General features: G+C 73.9%; 14 protein-coding genes. 5 read left to right on the forward strand and 9 right to left on the reverse strand.

Translation table 11 applies throughout. The features are described from left to right. Positions 1-151 precede the first annotated feature (151 nt). Positions 152-514, reverse strand: coding sequence for a hypothetical protein (locus tag ABZT03_RS28200; protein ID WP_356044235.1), 363 nt, complete (start codon positions 512-514; stop codon positions 152-154). A 165-nt stretch (positions 515-679) separates the two neighbouring features. Between ABZT03_RS28200 and ABZT03_RS28205 the strand changes: the two genes are divergently transcribed. Further along, the gene (locus ABZT03_RS28205; RefSeq protein ID WP_356044236.1) at positions 680-979 is read left to right on the forward strand and encodes a hypothetical protein; all 300 of its coding nucleotides are present in this window, start codon (positions 680-682) and stop codon (positions 977-979) included. A 235-nt stretch (positions 980-1,214) separates the two neighbouring features. Here ABZT03_RS28205 and ABZT03_RS28210 read toward each other — a convergent pair whose 3' ends face one another. Together ABZT03_RS28210 and ABZT03_RS28215 are read right to left on the reverse strand one after the other, a co-directional pair. Further along, positions 1,215-2,816, reverse strand: a complete 1,602-nt coding sequence (locus ABZT03_RS28210) for a glycerol-3-phosphate dehydrogenase/oxidase (protein WP_356044237.1) — start codon at positions 2,814-2,816, stop codon at positions 1,215-1,217. Continuing rightward, positions 2,813-3,412, reverse strand: a complete 600-nt coding sequence (locus ABZT03_RS28215) for a TetR/AcrR family transcriptional regulator (protein WP_356044239.1) — start codon at positions 3,410-3,412, stop codon at positions 2,813-2,815. Before ABZT03_RS28215 ends, ABZT03_RS28210 begins: the two co-directional genes overlap by 4 nt. Before the next feature lie 69 nt (positions 3,413-3,481). Here ABZT03_RS28215 and ABZT03_RS28220 point away from each other — a divergent pair, with 69 nt between their 5' ends. After that, entirely contained in the window at positions 3,482-5,083 is a 1,602-nt protein-coding gene (locus ABZT03_RS28220; RefSeq protein ID WP_356044242.1) for an FAD-binding oxidoreductase, read from the forward strand. 100 nt (positions 5,084-5,183) lie between these two features. After that, on the forward strand, positions 5,184-6,074 hold the full coding sequence (locus ABZT03_RS28225) for a YegS/Rv2252/BmrU family lipid kinase (protein ID WP_356044245.1): 891 nt from the start codon (positions 5,184-5,186) through the stop codon (positions 6,072-6,074). Positions 6,075-6,079: 5 nt separating this feature from the next. On the opposite strand, the gene ABZT03_RS28230 is transcribed toward ABZT03_RS28225, so the two are convergent. The 5 genes from ABZT03_RS28230 to ABZT03_RS28250 all read right to left on the reverse strand — a co-directional run bounded on the left by ABZT03_RS28230 (position 6,080) and on the right by ABZT03_RS28250 (position 13,777). Further along, complete coding sequence (locus ABZT03_RS28230; RefSeq protein WP_356044248.1) at positions 6,080-6,559, reverse strand: MSMEG_6728 family protein; 480 nt, start codon at positions 6,557-6,559, stop codon at positions 6,080-6,082. Positions 6,560-6,672: 113 nt separating this feature from the next. After that, positions 6,673-8,946: a catalase gene (locus ABZT03_RS28235; RefSeq protein ID WP_356044251.1), complete on the reverse strand. Its 2,274-nt coding sequence runs from the start codon at positions 8,944-8,946 to the stop codon at positions 6,673-6,675. A gap of 227 nt (positions 8,947-9,173) precedes the next feature. Continuing rightward, positions 9,174-10,034, reverse strand: a complete 861-nt coding sequence (locus ABZT03_RS28240; RefSeq protein ID WP_356044253.1) for an alpha/beta hydrolase — start codon at positions 10,032-10,034, stop codon at positions 9,174-9,176. Between the two features lie 307 nt (positions 10,035-10,341). Continuing rightward, positions 10,342-11,187 (reverse strand): RNA polymerase sigma factor SigF, encoded by an 846-nt coding sequence (locus tag ABZT03_RS28245; RefSeq protein ID WP_356044254.1) that lies wholly within the window; start codon positions 11,185-11,187, stop codon positions 10,342-10,344. A 139-nt stretch (positions 11,188-11,326) separates the two neighbouring features. After that, positions 11,327-13,777, reverse strand: coding sequence for a SpoIIE family protein phosphatase (locus ABZT03_RS28250; protein WP_356044257.1), 2,451 nt, complete (start codon positions 13,775-13,777; stop codon positions 11,327-11,329). 400 nt (positions 13,778-14,177) lie between these two features. On the opposite strand from ABZT03_RS28250, the gene ABZT03_RS28255 reads away from it, so the two are divergent. Together ABZT03_RS28255 and ABZT03_RS28260 are read left to right on the forward strand one after the other, a co-directional pair. Continuing rightward, a complete protein-coding gene (locus ABZT03_RS28255) occupies positions 14,178-14,606 on the forward strand; it encodes an ATP-binding protein (RefSeq protein WP_356044259.1) in 429 nt (142 codons plus the stop codon). Between the two features lie 94 nt (positions 14,607-14,700). Then, complete coding sequence (locus tag ABZT03_RS28260) at positions 14,701-14,874, forward strand: CsbD family protein (protein ID WP_356044262.1); 174 nt, start codon at positions 14,701-14,703, stop codon at positions 14,872-14,874. 170 nt (positions 14,875-15,044) lie between these two features. Here the strand turns inward: ABZT03_RS28260 and ABZT03_RS28265 are convergent, their stop codons facing one another. Continuing rightward, positions 15,045-15,941: an ANTAR domain-containing protein gene (locus ABZT03_RS28265; protein WP_356044265.1), complete on the reverse strand. Its 897-nt coding sequence runs from the start codon at positions 15,939-15,941 to the stop codon at positions 15,045-15,047. Positions 15,942-16,062 lie beyond the last annotated feature (121 nt).

A 16,062-nucleotide genomic window follows, 5' to 3' on the forward strand; every position in this document is an offset into this window, starting at 1 on the left:
CCACGGGGCGGGGGGTGGGTGAGAGGGGGAGGGGGGTGGCTCCCCGGGGGGGCGCGCAACCGGCCCCGCCCCTTCTGGGACGGGGGGGGGGGGCGGGGGCGGCCGCGCCCGGCAGACGTCCGCGCGTCCGGCCCCGCGGGGCCGTGGGGGCTTACGCCGTCAGCTCCCCGGCCGCGGGATCCTGGGCGCGGGTGTAGGCGTCGGTGTCCAGATCCCGGTGCCCGGACCGCAGTTCGTAGCGGATGCGCAGGACGGACGCGGCCTGCTCGCGCGGCACGCCCGTCAGACCGAAGTGCTGGCGCGCGTATTCCAGTACGTCGTCGACGTCGACACGGCCGCGCAGCACCCGTTCCCCGTCGGGAGCCGGCTCGTGCTCCAGGCGGGCGGCCAGGGCGCGCCGCCGGGCCGTGACGGCGATGTCGGCCGCCACTCCCAGCTGTGCGCGGAGGTGGCGGGCCTGTCGTGCGGACAGCTCCCGCGCCGAGCGGCCGCGCAGCCGGACCAAGCGCTTCATTCCCAACCCCTTTGTGATGACTCGGCGCCGTCGGGCTCGGCGGACGGCGCGTGTGCGGACGTGTCCCGACCGGCTACCCGCGAAGCCGGGGTTCAGACCCGCCGATTCCGGGCCCGTGGCCGCTCGCCGCGCGCGATGGCGCCTTCGTCCCTACGATCGGTTGACGTGGGACACACATTCGAGGAGCTCGTGGAGAAGCGGCGCGCGGCCGACCAGGCGCACAGCCGGGTCGACGAGCTGCGCCGGTCGTACGGACCGCCGACCGAACACAAGTGGACCAGACACGAGACCGCAACCTACGAGACCGCGTTGCGGGCCTGGCGCGACCTCGACCGTGATCTCCGCTCCGCTCTGGCCGAGTACGCCAAGGAGCAGGGCCGGCCGCGCCAGGAGGTCGAGAGAGAGGTGCAGACGGCGGTACGACGCTCCGACGCGCACCGGCGGACGGAGTCGGAGCGGGAGTAGAGCACGCTCGCCGGGCTCCCCCTGCCCGAGGACGGCTGGACGCCGCGGACGCTCGCAGCGGTCCGCCGGGAGTGCGCATCCCCCGACGGCGTCGAGGACTTCCGCGAGGACGACGTCCGGCGCCTCACCAGCAAGCAAGCCGGACAGGAGCACCCGCCGGCCGGGGAGTACCGGTCCCGAGGTCCGGCGCCCGCCGTCGTCGCCACCAGGCTGCGGCTCCCCGGCCCCAGCCCCGTCAGTCCCGCGTCGCCAGGGCCTCGTCCAGGGCTTCCTGGGCCGCGGGCAGGGACGCCGTGCGGTCCTCGGGCACCAGTCCGATACGGGTACGGCGGTCCAGGATGTCCGCCGTGTCGAGTGCCCCCTCGTGGCGGACCGCCCACAGCAGTTCGGCGCGGGTGACGGGGTGGCCCGGAAGCACGGGTTCGCCGAGGCGGGGGTCGCGGACGCCGAGCGCGTGCACCGCCGGGGCCTCGGTGCCGTAGCGGCGGACGAGACGGCGAGGTGCCCGGAGCGCGGCGAGCGCGGGCGGCGGGGCGGCGCCCACGAGGGGCAGTGCGGCGGTGGGGGAGGGGCCGGCCGACAGGCGGCGGGCTGCGACGGCGGCGTCCACGGCGTCCTGCGCCATCCGCCGGTAGGTGGTGAGTTTTCCCCCGACGACGGTGATCACGCCGTCCGGCGAGGTGAGGACGGCGTGCCGGCGGGAGATGTCGGCGGTCCTGGCACCGGGGCCGGTGCGGTCCGACGCCGAGGTGTCCAGCAGTGGCCGCAGTCCGGCGAAGGCCCCCACGACGTCGTCGCGGTGCACCGGGGCGTCGAGGACGGAGCCGAGCACGTCGAGCAGGAAGCCGATGTCCGTCTCGGGCACCTCGGGCACGTCCGGTACCCCGCCTTCCACGGGCTCGTCGGTGAGACCGACGTAGACGCGGCCGTCGCCCTGGGGCAGGACGAGGACGAAGCGGTTGCTCTCGCCGGGGACCGGGACGTGCAGACCGGCGGGCAGTGGGCCGAGCCGATCCGCGCGCAGCACGAGGTGGGTGCCGCGGGAGGGGCGGATGCGGACGCCGTCCACCAGCCCGCCCGCCCACACGCCGGTCGCGTTGATGACCGCTCGGGCCCGGATCAGCCCTTCCTGGCCGGTCAGTTCGTCGCGGACGAGGGCACCGGAGCCGGTGAGTTCGCGGGCCCGCACCCGGGTCAGGACGCGGGCCCCGTGCGCGGCGGCGGTCCGGGCGAGCGCGGTCACCAGGCGGGCGTCGTCGGTGAGGCGGCCGTCCCAGGACAGCAGGCCGCCGCGCAGGCCGTCGGGGCGCAGCGCCGGGGCCAGGTGGCGGGTCTCGACCACGGACAGGCGGCGCGGTGCGGGCAGGGTCGCGCGGGCGGTGCGCGCCGCCAGCCGCAGGGCGTCCCCGGCCCGGAAGCCGGCGTGGGCCAGCGCGGCCTGGCCGCGGGAGACGAGGGGGGTCAGGGGCAGCACGAACGGCTGGGCGTGCACCAGGTGGGGTGCGGTGCGCTCCATCAGCACGCCGCGTTCGACGGCGCTCTCGTGGGCCACGTCGAACTGGCCCGAGGCGAGGTAGCGCAGCCCGCCGTGGATGAGTTTGGAGCTCCAGCGGGAGGTGCCGAAGGCCAGGTCGTGGGCGTCCACGGCGACGACGCTCAGTCCGCGGGCGGCCGCGTCGAGGGCCGCCCCGGCGCCGGTGGCGCCGAGCCCGACGACCAGGACGTCCACGACGGGCCCCTCCACGGCCTCGCCGAGGTCGCGTGCGCGCCGGGCGGCGGACAGGGACGGCCCGGGGGCCGACGGGGCGGTGGGGGTGTGGCCGGCGGTGGGGCTCATGGGGTGAGGGTCCTCTCCAGGACGGTCCGCAGTTCCGCGAGGAAGGCCGCGGTGTCCAGCTCGGTGTCGTCCTCGTCGGTCATGGTCCGCAGGGACAGGGTGAAGGACTGCACGACCAGCAGCAGGGACCTGGCCTGCCGTTCGACGTGGCCTGGCCGTACCGAACCGTCGGCGTGTCCGGTCGTGAGGGCGTCGGCAAGCAGCCGCAGCAGGGCCTCCTGGCTCGCTCCGCGCCGGTCCAGGACGTAGGGGAGCAGCAGCTCGGGATCGACGTCCACGATCTTGCGGAAGAGGGGGTGGGCGCGGAAGGCGTCCACCCCGGCCACCAGGCCGTCGACGATCAGTGTCCGCGCGTCCGCGCCGGGCCGCGGCTCGGGCATGGCCCCGGTGGCGACCGCGACCCACTCCCGGGTCATGAGGTCGCCGACCAGGGACCGTACGTCGGGCCAGCGCCGGTACAGCGTCATCCGCGAGACGCCGGCGCGGCGGGCCACGTCGGTGAGGGTGGTGCGGCGGACCCCGACTGCGAGGACACAGTCGCGGACGGCGTCGAGCATCACGTCGCCGTCCGAGTCGTTGTGACGAATAGGCGTCATGTGTCACAGTGTAACGCCCCGGGGTGCCCGGGGGAGCGGCTCTCGAACCGACCGGTGAGGACGACAGTCATGGACATGCTGTGGAGCGGCTGGGGCGACCCGGCCCGAGCGACGCCGCTGCCCGACCCGGTGACCGGGCTGCTGCGCGAGTTGCTCGGGGTCGAGCCGCTCGGCACGGAGCCGGTCGCGCTGGAGGAGATCGGCGTCCCCGAGCCGCCGCTGACCGGCGCCGCGCGGCTCGGGCTGCTCGCCGCCGTGGGCGGGGACGAGGACGGGGTGCGCACCGACGCGCAGTCCCGGATCCGCCACACCCGCGGCAAGTCCACCCCCGACCTGCTGCGGATGCGCGACGGCGACGTCGATGACCTCCCGGCCGCCGTCGTCCTGCCCGCGAGCCACGACGAGGTGAGCGCCGTCCTGCGGGTGTGCGCCGAACACGGCCTGGCCGTCGTGCCGTTCGGCGGCGGCACCTCCGTCGTCGGCGGACTCGCGCCCGGCCGGCGGCTCCCCTTCGTCGCCCTGGACCTGCGCCGCCTGGACCGCCTGGTCACCCTCGACCCGGTCTCCCGGACCGCCACCCTGCAAGCCGGGCTGCGCGCCCCGCAGGCCGAAGCCCTCCTGGCCCGAGAGGGCTTCACGCTCGGCCACTTCCCCCAGTCCTACGAGTGGGCCACCATCGGCGGATTCGCCGCGACCCGCTCCAGCGGCCAGGCGTCCGCGGGATACGGCCGCTTCGACGACATGGTCCTCGGCCTCACCCTCGCCACCCCCGAGGGCACCCTGGACACCGGCCGCGCCCCGCGCTCCGCGGCCGGACCCGACCTGCGGCAGCTCTTCCTCGGCTCCGAGGGGGCGCTCGGGGTCATCACCTCGGTGACGGTCCGCGTCCGCCCCGTCCCGGCGGTCCGCCGCTACGAGGGCTGGCGCTTCGCCTCCTTCGAGGAGGGGTCCGCCGCACTGCGCCGGCTCGCCCAGGACGGTCCGCTGCCGACGGTCCTGCGGCTGTCCGACGAGACCGAGACGCTCGTCGGCCTCGCCCAGCCCGACGCCATCGGAGCCGCCGCCGGGGAGCAGGAGACCGCCGGCTGCACGGCGATCGCCGGCTACGAGGGCACCGAGGAGGACACCGCGCACCGCCGGGAACGGGCCGCGGCCGTCCTGCGCGACTGCGGCGGGACCTTCCTGGGCGAGGAACCGGGCCGGCGCTGGGCCGACGGCCGCTACTCGGCCCCCTACCTGCGTGACTCCCTGCTCGACGCCGGGGCGTTCGCCGAGACACTGGAGACGGCGGCGTTCTGGTCCCGGCTGCCCGGCCTGTACGCCGCCGTCAACGAGGCGCTGACCGGGGCCCTCACCGCGTCGGGCACCCCGCCCCTGGTCATGTGCCACATCTCCCACGTCTACGAGAACGGGGCCTCGCTGTACTTCACCGTCGTCTCGGCGCGGGGCGCGGACCCGCTCGCCCACTGGACGCGCGCCAAGCACGCCGCCAACGAGGCGATCCTCGCCGCCGGCGGCACGATCACCCACCACCACGGCGTCGGCACCGACCACCGGGACTGGTACGTCCGGGAGGCGGGCCCCCTCGGGGTCGAGGCGCTGCGGGCCGTCAAACGACGGCTGGACCCGTCCGGGCTGCTCAACCCGGGCGTCCTCCTCCCGGCGGAATGACCCCGCCCCGACGGGACCCACCCGGCCCCCTCCCCGCGCCGCCCTCTGCGCGACCCCACCCACCGCACGCCCCGAACCCGTAAGCCCCGGAGGCACACCGATGCGACAGTTCACCGCCGTCGTCAACCCCACCGCGGGCGGGTCCGCCGGGGCCGCCGCGCTGCTCGGGGTGGCCCGGCTGCTCCGGGAGGCGGGGGCAGGGCTGGAGACCGAGTACAGCCGCAGCCTCGCCCACGCCCAGGAACTGGCCCGGCAGGCAGGGGAGGCGGGGCGGGTGGTGCTCGCCGTCGGCGGCGACGGCATCGCCGGCGGCATCGGAGGGGCCCTCAGCGGAACCGGCGCGGTCCTCGGGCTCGTCCCGGCCGGCCGGGGCAACGACTTCGCCCGCGCGCTGGGCCTGCCCTCCGACCCCGCCGGCCTGGCCGAGGTGCTGCTGCGCGGCGAGCCGCGCCCGGTCGACACCATCGAGGTCCGCTCCGCCGTCCACGACCGCACGGTCGTCCTCGGCAGCGTGTACGCGGGCGTCGACGCGGTCGCCAACCGCCACGCCAACCACGCCCGCCTGCTGCGCGGCACGGCCTCCTACTACGCGGGCGGGCTGCGGGCCGTCACCACCTGGCGTCCGGCGCGCTACCGCGTCACCGTCGACGGCGTGGAGCACCCGCACACCGGCTACACGGTGGTGGCCGCCAACTCCGGCTACTACGGCTCCGGCCGCCTGATCGCACCCGACGCCCGCGTGGACGACGGGATGCTGGACGTCGTGCTGATCCGCGAGGCGCCCCGGCGGCTGTTCTTCGCCCTCATGAACGACCTCACCACGGGGGCCCACGTCCACCGCCCGCAGGTGAGCATCCTGCGGGGCCGGGAGATCCGCATCGAGGCCGACCGCGCGGTGCCCTACGGCGCCGACGGCGAGGTGGAGGCCGTACTCCCGGTCACGGCCAAGGTGCTGCCCGGGGCACTGCACGTTCTGAGCCGGACACCCTGACGCGCTTATGCCGCGTGCCGGGAGGTCCGGTCCGAGGGCGGCCAGACGTACGGCAGGTCGTCGGGGACGTCCGGGAACAGGGGCGCGTAGAACTCCGGGGCCTTGCGGACGAGCGCGGAGCGGTGGCTGAGATGGAACGCGGGGTCGCCGAGCCACGGCGGCAGTTCACCGGCCTCCCGGAGCTGCTCCTGGGTGCGGACGCCCGATCCGTCGCCCGCTCCGGCGAAGTCGGTCATCAGTGAGGCGGCGCAGGTGTCGGCGCGTCCGCCCGCCGTCCACACCCCGCACATCTCCAGGCCGTAGCGCACCAGCGCCTCCTCGTAGCCGGTCCACATGCGCACCGCCGGATGGTGCCGCCAGCCGTAGCCGGGGACCGTGAGGCCCCGCAGCACCTGGAGGGTCTCGACGCGCTGTTTGCCCAGCCGGCGCGGATCGAGGACGGCGGCGGAGGCGTCGAAGTCGGGGTGGGGCAGGAAGGTCTGCATGGTCCGTCCCCTGTCGGGTCGCGAAGGCCGGGGGCGGCACACCGTCCACGGTGTGCCGCCCCCGGCCGGCTTCGTTCATGCCCTTCGTACCACCGGACACGGTCCGGGGCCGCTCAGGCGGCGGCGAAACGCTCCCAGGCCCGGTGCTTGCCCAGCAGGCGGACGAGGTTCTCCAGGGCCGCGCTGCCGCTGTCCGCGAGGACCACGCCCGGCGCGTCGGCGGGCACCCCGGCCGCCCGGAGGGCCGCATCGCCGCCCGCCCAGGCGCCGACGGCCTTGCCGTGCCGGAACGCCTCGGCCAGCAGCAGCACGACCCGGGGGTCGGACGTCGCCGCCGGTACGACGGACGGCAGCCCCTTGGCGTCGCGGGCACCGTAGGCGTCGCCGCCCATGCCGGGGTGGCCGGCCAGCAGCACCGCGTCGAACTCGACGGACCGCGCGGTGGCGTACGTGCGCTGCACCGTCACCGCGTCCTCGCCCGAGCCGAGGACACCGCCGGTCGGGGCGACGACCAGCGGCACCATGCCGGCCTCGATCACCGCCTCGCGCACGGCGCGTACGCCGTCGAGGTCGCCGTCCGGACCCACCACGACGCCGATGACGCGGCCGGCCGTCGGCCAGGTGTGGCCCACCTGGGACAGGGCGGGACTGGGTTCGACGTCGGCCAGGGGGACGGTGGGCGCCGGGGCCGGCAGGCCGAGCCCCTCGGCGACCTGGGCGCACAGCTCCGGGTCGATGTTGGCCAGGACCTGGAGCGCCCGCTCCTTGACGGCCTGCTCGTAGCACTTGCCGAGCTCGAAGGTGTAGGCGCCGATGATGTGCTCGCGCTCGATCGGGGACATGCTCAGCCAGAAGCGGCGCGGCTGGCTGAAGTGGTCCGCGAACGACTCGGGCGCCTCCCTGACCTTGGCGCCCTCCGGCACCCGCACGGGCGTCTCGACGAACGCCCCCGCGTCGGCCCCGGCGGTGAAGGGGCAGCCGCCGTCCAGCGAGTTCGGCCGGTAGGGGGCGACACCGCGGTGCACGGCCGTCTGGTGCATGCCGTCGCGCTGCATGTCGTTGACCGGCGTGTGCGGGCGGTTGATCGGCAGCTGCGGGAAGTTCGGGCCGCCCAGCCGGGTGATCTGCGTGTCCAGGTAGGAGAACAGGCGACCGGCGAGCAGCGGGTCGTCGGTGACGTCGATACCGGGGACGAGATGGCCGACGTGGAAGGCCACCTGCTCGGTCTCGGCGAAGTAGTTCGACGGGTTGCGGTCGAGGGTGAGCAGCCCGACCGGCTGCACGGGCGCGAGCTCCTCGGGCACGAGGTTCGTCGGGTCCAGCAGGTCGATGCCCTCGAAGGTCTGCTCCGGGGTGTCCGGGAACGTCTGCAGGCCCAGCTCCCACTGCGGGTACGCGCCCGCCTCGATGGCGTCCGCGAGGTCACGGCGGTGGAAGTCGGGGTCGACGCCGCTCGCGATCTGCGCCTCCTCCCACACCAGCGAGTGCACGCCCAGCTTCGGCTTCCAGTGGAACTTCACCAGCGTCGTGGCGCCCTCGGCGTTGACCAGACGGAAGGTGTGGACGCCGAAACCCTCCATCGTCCGGTACGACCGCGGGATGCCCCGGTCGGACATGTTCCACAGCGTGTGGTGGGTGGCCTCGGTGTGCAGGGTGACGAAGTCCCAGAACGTGTCGTGGGCGCTCTGCGCCTGCGGGATCTCCCGGTCCGGGTGCGGTTTGCCGGCGTGGATGACGTCGGGGAACTTGATCGCGTCCTGGATGAAGAAGACCGGGATGTTGTTCCCGACCAGGTCGAAGACGCCCTCGCTGGTGTAGAACTTCGTGGCGAACCCGCGGGTGTCGCGGACGGTGTCGGCCGAGCCCCGGGAGCCGAGCACGGTGGAGAACCGCACGAAGACCGGCGTCTCCTCGTCCTCGGAGAGGAACGCGGCCTTGGTGACGGTCGCCGCCGTGCCGTAGCTGCGGAACGTTCCGTGGGCCGCGGCGCCGCGGGCGTGGACCACGCGCTCCGGGATGCGCTCGTGGTCGAAGTGCATGACCTTCTCGCGCAGGTGGTGGTCCTGGAGCAGCACGGGACCGCGGGGCCCGGCCTTGAGCGAGTGGTCGGTGTCGGGCAGCCGGGTGCCCTGGGCCGTGGTCAGGTGGCTGCCGGACTGGGCGGCCCGGGCCTGGTCGGCGCCCGTCGGCTGACCGGTGGGCGACACGGCGGCGGGACCGCTCTGGTCCGGCTTCGGCGGCAGCGGCTCGCGCGGCTCGGTGGGCTCGGCCAGGGACGGGGACTCGACGTTGGGTTTGCCGGGGATCCCCTCCTCCGGCGCGTGGTCGCCCTGCACGCTTTCGGCGATCTTGTGGGCTGCCCGCTTGAGGGGATTCGCCTCGCTCATCGGATGTCCCTCCGCTAGGTCCGGTCACAGGAGACGTGACCTGGTGTTCTGCTGTCGGTCAGGGGCGGCCCGGCGGGCGGTTTCGCGCCGAGAGGTCACTCGGTACGGCCACTTCCCGGGCCGCGCGAGCCGTGCACCGGGGCGCGAATCGAGGTGCGCGAACGACCTGCCGGTGCGGTCGCCACGTCTGTGTACCCCTGTCCCGGAAGTCAAGGCCTGCGTCCTGATCAGGCGGCGAAGAACCCGGCGAGGGCGGCCGCCAGCGGCTCGGGCGCCTCCTCGGCCATGTGGTGGCCGGAGTCGATCCCGTGCCCGCGCACGTCGTCGGCCCAGTTCCGCCAGATGGCGACCGGATCGCCGTACAGCTCCTCCAGGTCGTCCCGCAGGGACCACAGGATCAGCGCGGGGCAGTGGACCCGGACGCCCGCGGCCCGGTCGACGTCCTCGTGCCGCGCGTCGATCGTGAGGCCGGCCCGGTAGTCCTCCAGCATGGCGCGGACCACGTCGGGGTCACGGGTGGCCCGGCGCCACTCGTCGTAATTCTCCCGCCCCATCTTCAGGGGGTCGCCCCGGTACCAGCGGTCGGGGTCGGCGGTGATGACGCGTTCCGGGATGTCGGGCTGGGCGAAGAAGAACCAGTGCCACCACTTCGTGGCGAACCGCGCGTCGACGCGCGCCAGGTGCTCGGTCAGCGGCAGCCCGTCCAGCAGCGCCACCCGGGACACCGCCTCGGGGTGGTCCAATGTGAGCCGGAAGGCGACGGGGGCCCCGCGGTCGTGGCCGGTCACACCGAACCGGTCGTGGCCCAGCGCCCGCATCACCTGCGCCATGTCCCTGGCCACGGCCCGCTTGGAGTGGGCGGAGTGGTCCGCGGTGGGTGCGGGCCCACGGGAGCGGCCGTAGCCGCGCAGGTCGGGGCAGACGACGGTGAAGCCGCGGGCGACCAGCAGGGGTGCCACCCGGTGCCAGGTCGCGGAGGTGCGCGGATGGCCGTGGAGCAGCAGGAGGGGCGGGCCCTCCCCACCGTGCCGCACGAAGACGGACGCCTCGTCCACCTCGATCGTCTCGGCCTGGAAGCCGTCGAACATCGCCCCGCCGCCTCTCCCCGTTCCCGCGCACTGGACGGGCCGCCCCCGGCCCGCGGTCCGGGGCGGAGGCTCGGTGGCCCGCGGGCAGCAGGTGCCCCGGGCGGCTCGGCGCACACCCGGCGGCGCCGACCCGGTGAGCGGATGCCACGGTCGTCGGCGGGTGGGCACACGGTTCGTCGGCGGCCGGGCGCACGGGTGGGCCGGGCGCCGCGTACCTCCCCAGGACTACGGCGTCCGGCCCATCCATGTCATGCGCGCTCCTTGTACCCGCCGGTCGCCGGAGCACTCCTCCGGATTCCGGCCGGGATCACCGGGTGGTCTGCATGCCCTGCCGCAGCCGGTTCAGAACGCGGTTGAGCAGGCGGGAGACGTGCATCTGGGAGATCCCGAGCCGCTCCCCGATCTGGGCCTGGGTGAGCTCCTCCACGAACCGCAGGTGGATGATCTCCCGGTCGCGCCGGTCGAGCTCGGCGAGCAGCGGGGCCAGGCTGTGGAGGTCCTCCACCAGCTCCAGGCCGGCGTCCTCGGTGCCGATGAAGTCGGCCAGGACGCTCTCGCCGTCCTCGCTGCTGCTGACGGCCGCGTCGAGGGAGGCGGAACGGTAGCCGTTGGACGCCACCTTCGCGTCCCGGACCTCCTGCTCGGGGAGGTTCATCAGCTCCGCGAGTTCACTGGTCGTGGGCGTGCGGCCCAGCCGGCTCGCCAGTTCCTCCGTCGCCTTGGCCAGCTCGACGCGGGCCTCCTGGAGGCGCCGGGGCACATGCACGGCCCACGAGGTGTCGCGGAAGAACCGCTTGATCTCGCCGACGATGTACGGCACGGCGAACGAGGTGAACTCCACCTCACGGGAGATGTCGAACCGGTCGATCGCCTTGATGAGGCCGATCATGCCGACCTGGACGATGTCCTCAAGCTCCTGCGGCCCCCGGCTGCGGAAGCGGCCTGCCGCGTAGCGCACGAGCGTCATGTTCATCTCGATGAGCGTGTTGCGGGCGTACTGGTATTCGGGTCTGCCCTCTTCCAGTACTGCCAGCCGGTCGAAGAACAGCTTCGACAGCCCTCGTGCATCGGTCGGCGGGACCTTCGAGGGGTCGGTCACCCTGGGCAGCTCGGTCGGAGCGTGAGGTGCCCGTACCTCCGTGGTCACGGCCATCGCGGGGGCCTCCATCTCTGGGGATGTCTCTTGTGGCAACAGTGTCCCCTCCTTGATCCGGAGGGGATGCCGCAGCGTCTACCCCCCTTCTCACTCTTCACACTCATCTTTTTTTCTCCGGCCGTGGATGTGATGCCCGTCACTGCGAGGGCGGGTCGCCGGCGCGCGGGAGATGGATGTGGACGGCGCAGACGTCGTCCTGGCGTTCCTGGACGACCAGGGCCGCGTGCAGGGCGGTCAGATTGTCCGGCCGGTCGGTCGTGAACAGTGAGGTGGCCGCGATCACCAGTCGGTCCAGGCCGGTCAGCAGATCCTGACCGGGGCGTTCGATCAGGCCGTCGGTGAACATCAGGACGTGGTCGGACTCCTGGAGCTGGAGTGTCGCCTCCTCGAAGACCGGGCTCGCCGTGGCGCCGAGGATGATCCCGGCCGGGCGCGCGAGTGGCTCGGCCCCGCCGTCCCGGACCAGCACCGGGGGCAGATGGCCGGCCTGGGCCCAGGTGAGTGTGCGGTCGGACGGCCGGTACCGTGCCACGATCATGGTCGCGGTGGTGTGCCCGGCGGGCGACGACGCCATGTGCATGAGCAGCGCGTTGAGTCGGGTGAGCGCGTCCGTCAGGCTCGACCCCGTGATGATCATGCCTTTGGCGGTGAAGCGGAGCTGGGCCATCGTGGCCACCGCGTTGATGCCGTGTCCCATGACGTCACCGATGACGAACAGGGCTTCCCCGCTGGGCAGTTCGATCGCGCTGTACCAGTCACCGCCGACGCTGATGCCGAGTTCCGCGGGCAGGTACAGGGCGTGGGCCGACAGCCCCGCCAGCCGCACCGGCCCGGCGGGCAGCGGGAGCAGCGCCTGCTGGAGCCGGGCGGCCACCTTGCGTTCGGCCTGGAGCAGTCCGCGCTGGGTGGACACGGCACGCTCGCTGTCGAGCAACGCGAGTTCCGCGTCCCGCTGGCCGGAGAGGTCCTGGAAGAAGCCGTGCACGTCCAGCGGGGTGCCGGCCGCGTCGGTCGTGGCCTCGGCGACGATCCTCAGATGACGTACGCCGCCGCGGGTCCTGACCCGGAAGGGCTGGTCGATCGCGGCGCCCTCGCTCAGCAGCCGCTGGGCGGCGCCGGTCAGGTCCGCCAGGTCCTCCGGCAGGACGTGCTCGGGGAGTTCCTCCAGGCGCATCGGCCCCTCGGCCGGGTCGCGGTCGAAGATCGTGAAGACGTGCGGGGACCAGGTGACGGTGTCGGTGACCAGGTTCCAGTCGGCCCAGCCGAGGTTGCCCAGCCGCTGGAGGGCGGAGAGCCGTTCCTCCTGCCGGGTCGCGACGTCGTGCCGCACCCAGGAGACGACGAGGTGTTCCCCCAGCCGCGAGGCGCGCAGCGAGTAGCTGGAGTGCTGCGGGACGCCGGCGACCACCTCCTCGTACGCGAAGGGTTCGCCGGCGAAGGGGCGGCCGGTGGACAGGGCCTCCAGGTAACCGTTCCACAGCTCCGTGCCGGCGACCGTGGGATAGCACTCCAGCACGCTGAGACCGATGAGCTGCCGGCCCCTGCGGTCGGCCACGTCCACGGACTCCGGAGCGGCCGCCTCGATCCGGAAGTCCTCGACGGTGCCGTCGGCGGCGCGCAGCGGGGCCAGCAGGATCACCGAGCCCGGCAGGGTGTCCAGGATCTGCTGCACGCTGTCGACGGACGGCTTCCGGGGCGGCGCGGGCGCGTCGAGGCTGGCGATCCGGCCCGCGGCGAGCTGCACGGCGGCCTCCAGCAGCTCCCGCTCACCCGGGGTGAAGGCCCGCTCGGCCGACCGCAGCACGACGACCAGTTCGTCGGCCTCCCCGCCCACGGTGACCGGCAGCCACGCCTGCGACGACCAGCGGTGCCGGTCGCGGTCCGGCACGGAGTACGGCTCGTCGGGCTCGGGCTTCTCCGACCAGAGCGGCTGCCCGGTCCGCAACGGGTCCCGGGCGCCGGCGCCGATCACCCGCGTGAGGTGCTCCCACCGGGCGGTGTCCACGTCGTCGAGTCCGGCCCGTCCGATCAGCCGCAGCGCCTCGTCCGCCCTGGCGTAGACGAGCACGGCGTCGGCGTCGGCCTCGGCCGCGAGATGGTCGAGCAGGCAGCGGGCGAGTCCCTGCGGATCGCGTACGGCGGACAGGGCCATGCCCAGCCTGCCCAGCAGCAGGGTGCTGCCGCCGCCCTTCGCCCCGGGGGCCGGCGGGCCACCCGGGTGCGGGCCGGGCCGGGGCGGGGCGAGGTACTGGTCGGAGGCGAACACCGAGCCGGCGTCCTCGGCCGGGGCGAGCGGCGCCGGGCGGCGGCGGTCCCGGACGGGACGGATGCCGCCGAGCGTCAGCCAGCACTCCTCGACCAGGGTGCGTTCGCCGTCCCGGCTGCGTTCGAGCAGGATCTCGTAGGCGTCCTGGGCGGAGCAGCCCTCCTGCACCATGACGGCGCCCTTGGCGCGTTCGAGGACCGGCAACAGCGCGGCGACCCGCTGCAGTTCGGTGATCTCGTCACGTTGACGCACCACGACCCTCGCCAGGGCCAGGTAGTCGGAGGCCGCACCGGTTCGGGGCGGCCGTTCCTCTGCTGTCACGTCCCGAGCATGGCACAGGGAGGGGCCCTCGGGCAGCCCGCGATCGGGCGGTGACCAGCGGGCGGCGCGGAGCGGCCACAAGCGGGCCCGAGGTCGTCGTCCCCGGGCATGACGACGTCCGGGAACGGCCCTCGTCGCGGGTCGCGGGGCGGTCGCACGCGGGTCGGTCGAGAGGCCGGGAACGAGTCGGTGCGGCGTCCGGGCAACCGCGGGCGCGACGGGGGCGTCAAGGCAAGAACAGGGCCGCCGGCCGTACAGGGGGACGACGCCCGTGTGACGGCAACGTGTCAAGTCCCTGTGGGCAAAAGCGAGGGCGGGAGCGGGTCGGATGCGTATCGTGGGGAACCGGACGCCCTTCGGCACCCCTGGATCGGGCCCGGAACGGACAGTGAGGCGGTTGATGACTTCGGCGTACAGGCCCGACTCCACCACCTCCTCCGTGCCGTCCGTGGAGCGGGACCTCACGGGTGGGTCGGAGATGATCCCCGCGTCGCGTGACGTCGTCCGGGAGTTCGTCGCCCGGCTGCGGGAGGCGGGCGTCGCCCTGGCCGGCACCTTCGAGGACTCGGCGCGGCTGGTGGTCAGCGAACTGGTGACGAACGTCGTCCGGCACGCGCCGGGGCCTTCCCGGCTGAGGATGACCCTGCGCGGGGACAGCGCGGAGATCGCCGTGTCGGACACCGGCGAGGGGTGGCCGACCTTCCTGCCGCGCGACCCGCTGCGGATCGGCCGGCACGGTCTGGAGATCGTGACCCGGCTGTGCGGCGAAGTGATCACGAAGCCCGGCGAGATCGGCAAGACCGTCTCCGTACGGCTGCCGCTGCGCTGACCCGTCCTGCCGCGAGGCCCCGGGTTTACCCGGCCGAAGGCGGGTTACCCGGTGTGCAGACACTGACGTCGAGTGCGACTTGGAGTGATTCAAGGTGGCCGGAGAGCAGAAGGCCAAGGCGAAGACGGAGCAGGCCAAGGGCAAGGTCAAGGAAGCGGCCGGGCGCGCGGTGGGCAACGAGCGCATGACCGCCGAGGGCCGGGCCGAGCAGTCGAAGGGCGATGTCCGTCAGTCCAAGGAGAAGGCGAAGGACGCCTTCCGGCACTGAGCACAGGCGCTGACCCAGTACAGGCACCACAGCGAGCGGGGCCCCGGCCGAACAGCCGGGGCCCCGCTCGGTGCTGTGGGCGTTACGGAAGCACTGGCGGCCGCCTCGCCCCGGACGGCGACGCGCCTCCGCGTCAAGCCACCTCCCGGGCCCCGCCCCCCTTGTTTCCTCTATTCCTCGAAGGCGCGCTCCTCCCGAACGGGCGCGAGATCCCGCGGGAAGCCCGGAGGGAAGTCCGGCGCGAGGCCGGGGTCCGACGCGAGGCCGGGCGGGAGGTCCGGTGCCACCTCGGGGGTGAGGTCGGGTGCGGCGGCGTCCCGAGCGGCCAGGTGATCGGCCTCGGTGAGAGCGGCCGCCCGGGCGACCGCGGCGGAGAGTTCCCGCTGGACCACTTCGGGAAGCGGCGGCCCCTTGACGGCGCCGACCAGGTCACCGGCCAGCGTGTGCAGTTTCGTGTTGGTGTTCTGGGAGGCTATGACGAGCGCGGTCAGCGCCTCGTCCTGGCCCAGGCCGAAGGCGGCCATGAGCAGGCCCCGGGCCAGGTCGATCGTGGGCCTGGTCCGCATCGCCCGCCGCAGCTGCACCACCTCGACGCGCAGCTCGTCGTCGGTGGCCCGCGGCTCGGCGGGCTCACGGGCGGCCGGGAACGCGGCGGGCTCCTCCTCAGGCGCAGTGAACAGGGCTCGTACGTCGGTCAGTTGGAGCATCCGCTCGACGGCGGGGCCCGCCGCCCGGATGCCGACCGTCTTGGACTCGGCCAGCGCCTGCCGGCGGACGGTCAGCAGGACGTTGAGCGCGGAGCAGTCGCAGAAGGCGACCTCGTTCAGGTCCAGGTCGATGCCCCGGGCCGAACGCGAGAGCGCGGAGCGCAGACAGCGGTGCAGTCTCTGTTCGACCCCGAGATCCAGTTCACCGCGGATGGTGACGATCACGCGGTCGCCGTCGGTACGCGTGTCGATGACCGGCCCGCAGGGCGGCGACGGCTCGCGCTCGCCGGCGTCGGCGGGCCCCGTGCACGTGGTCGCGTCCCGGACCTCGGGCTGTGTCGAGTACGCCGGCTCCGGCATGGCGATCTCTCCCAGAAGTGTCGACCTCTCCCCTCCACACTCACCCCGGTACGCCGAACACGTCAACAAATACATGAAAAAAGATTCGTGTTTTTGTCAACGTGAAACCTTGGTCGTAGGA

This window comes from Streptomyces sp. NPDC005574 (assembly GCF_040605435.1).
In the GTDB taxonomy this organism is placed as follows: Bacteria; Actinomycetota; Actinomycetes; order Streptomycetales; family Streptomycetaceae; genus Streptomyces.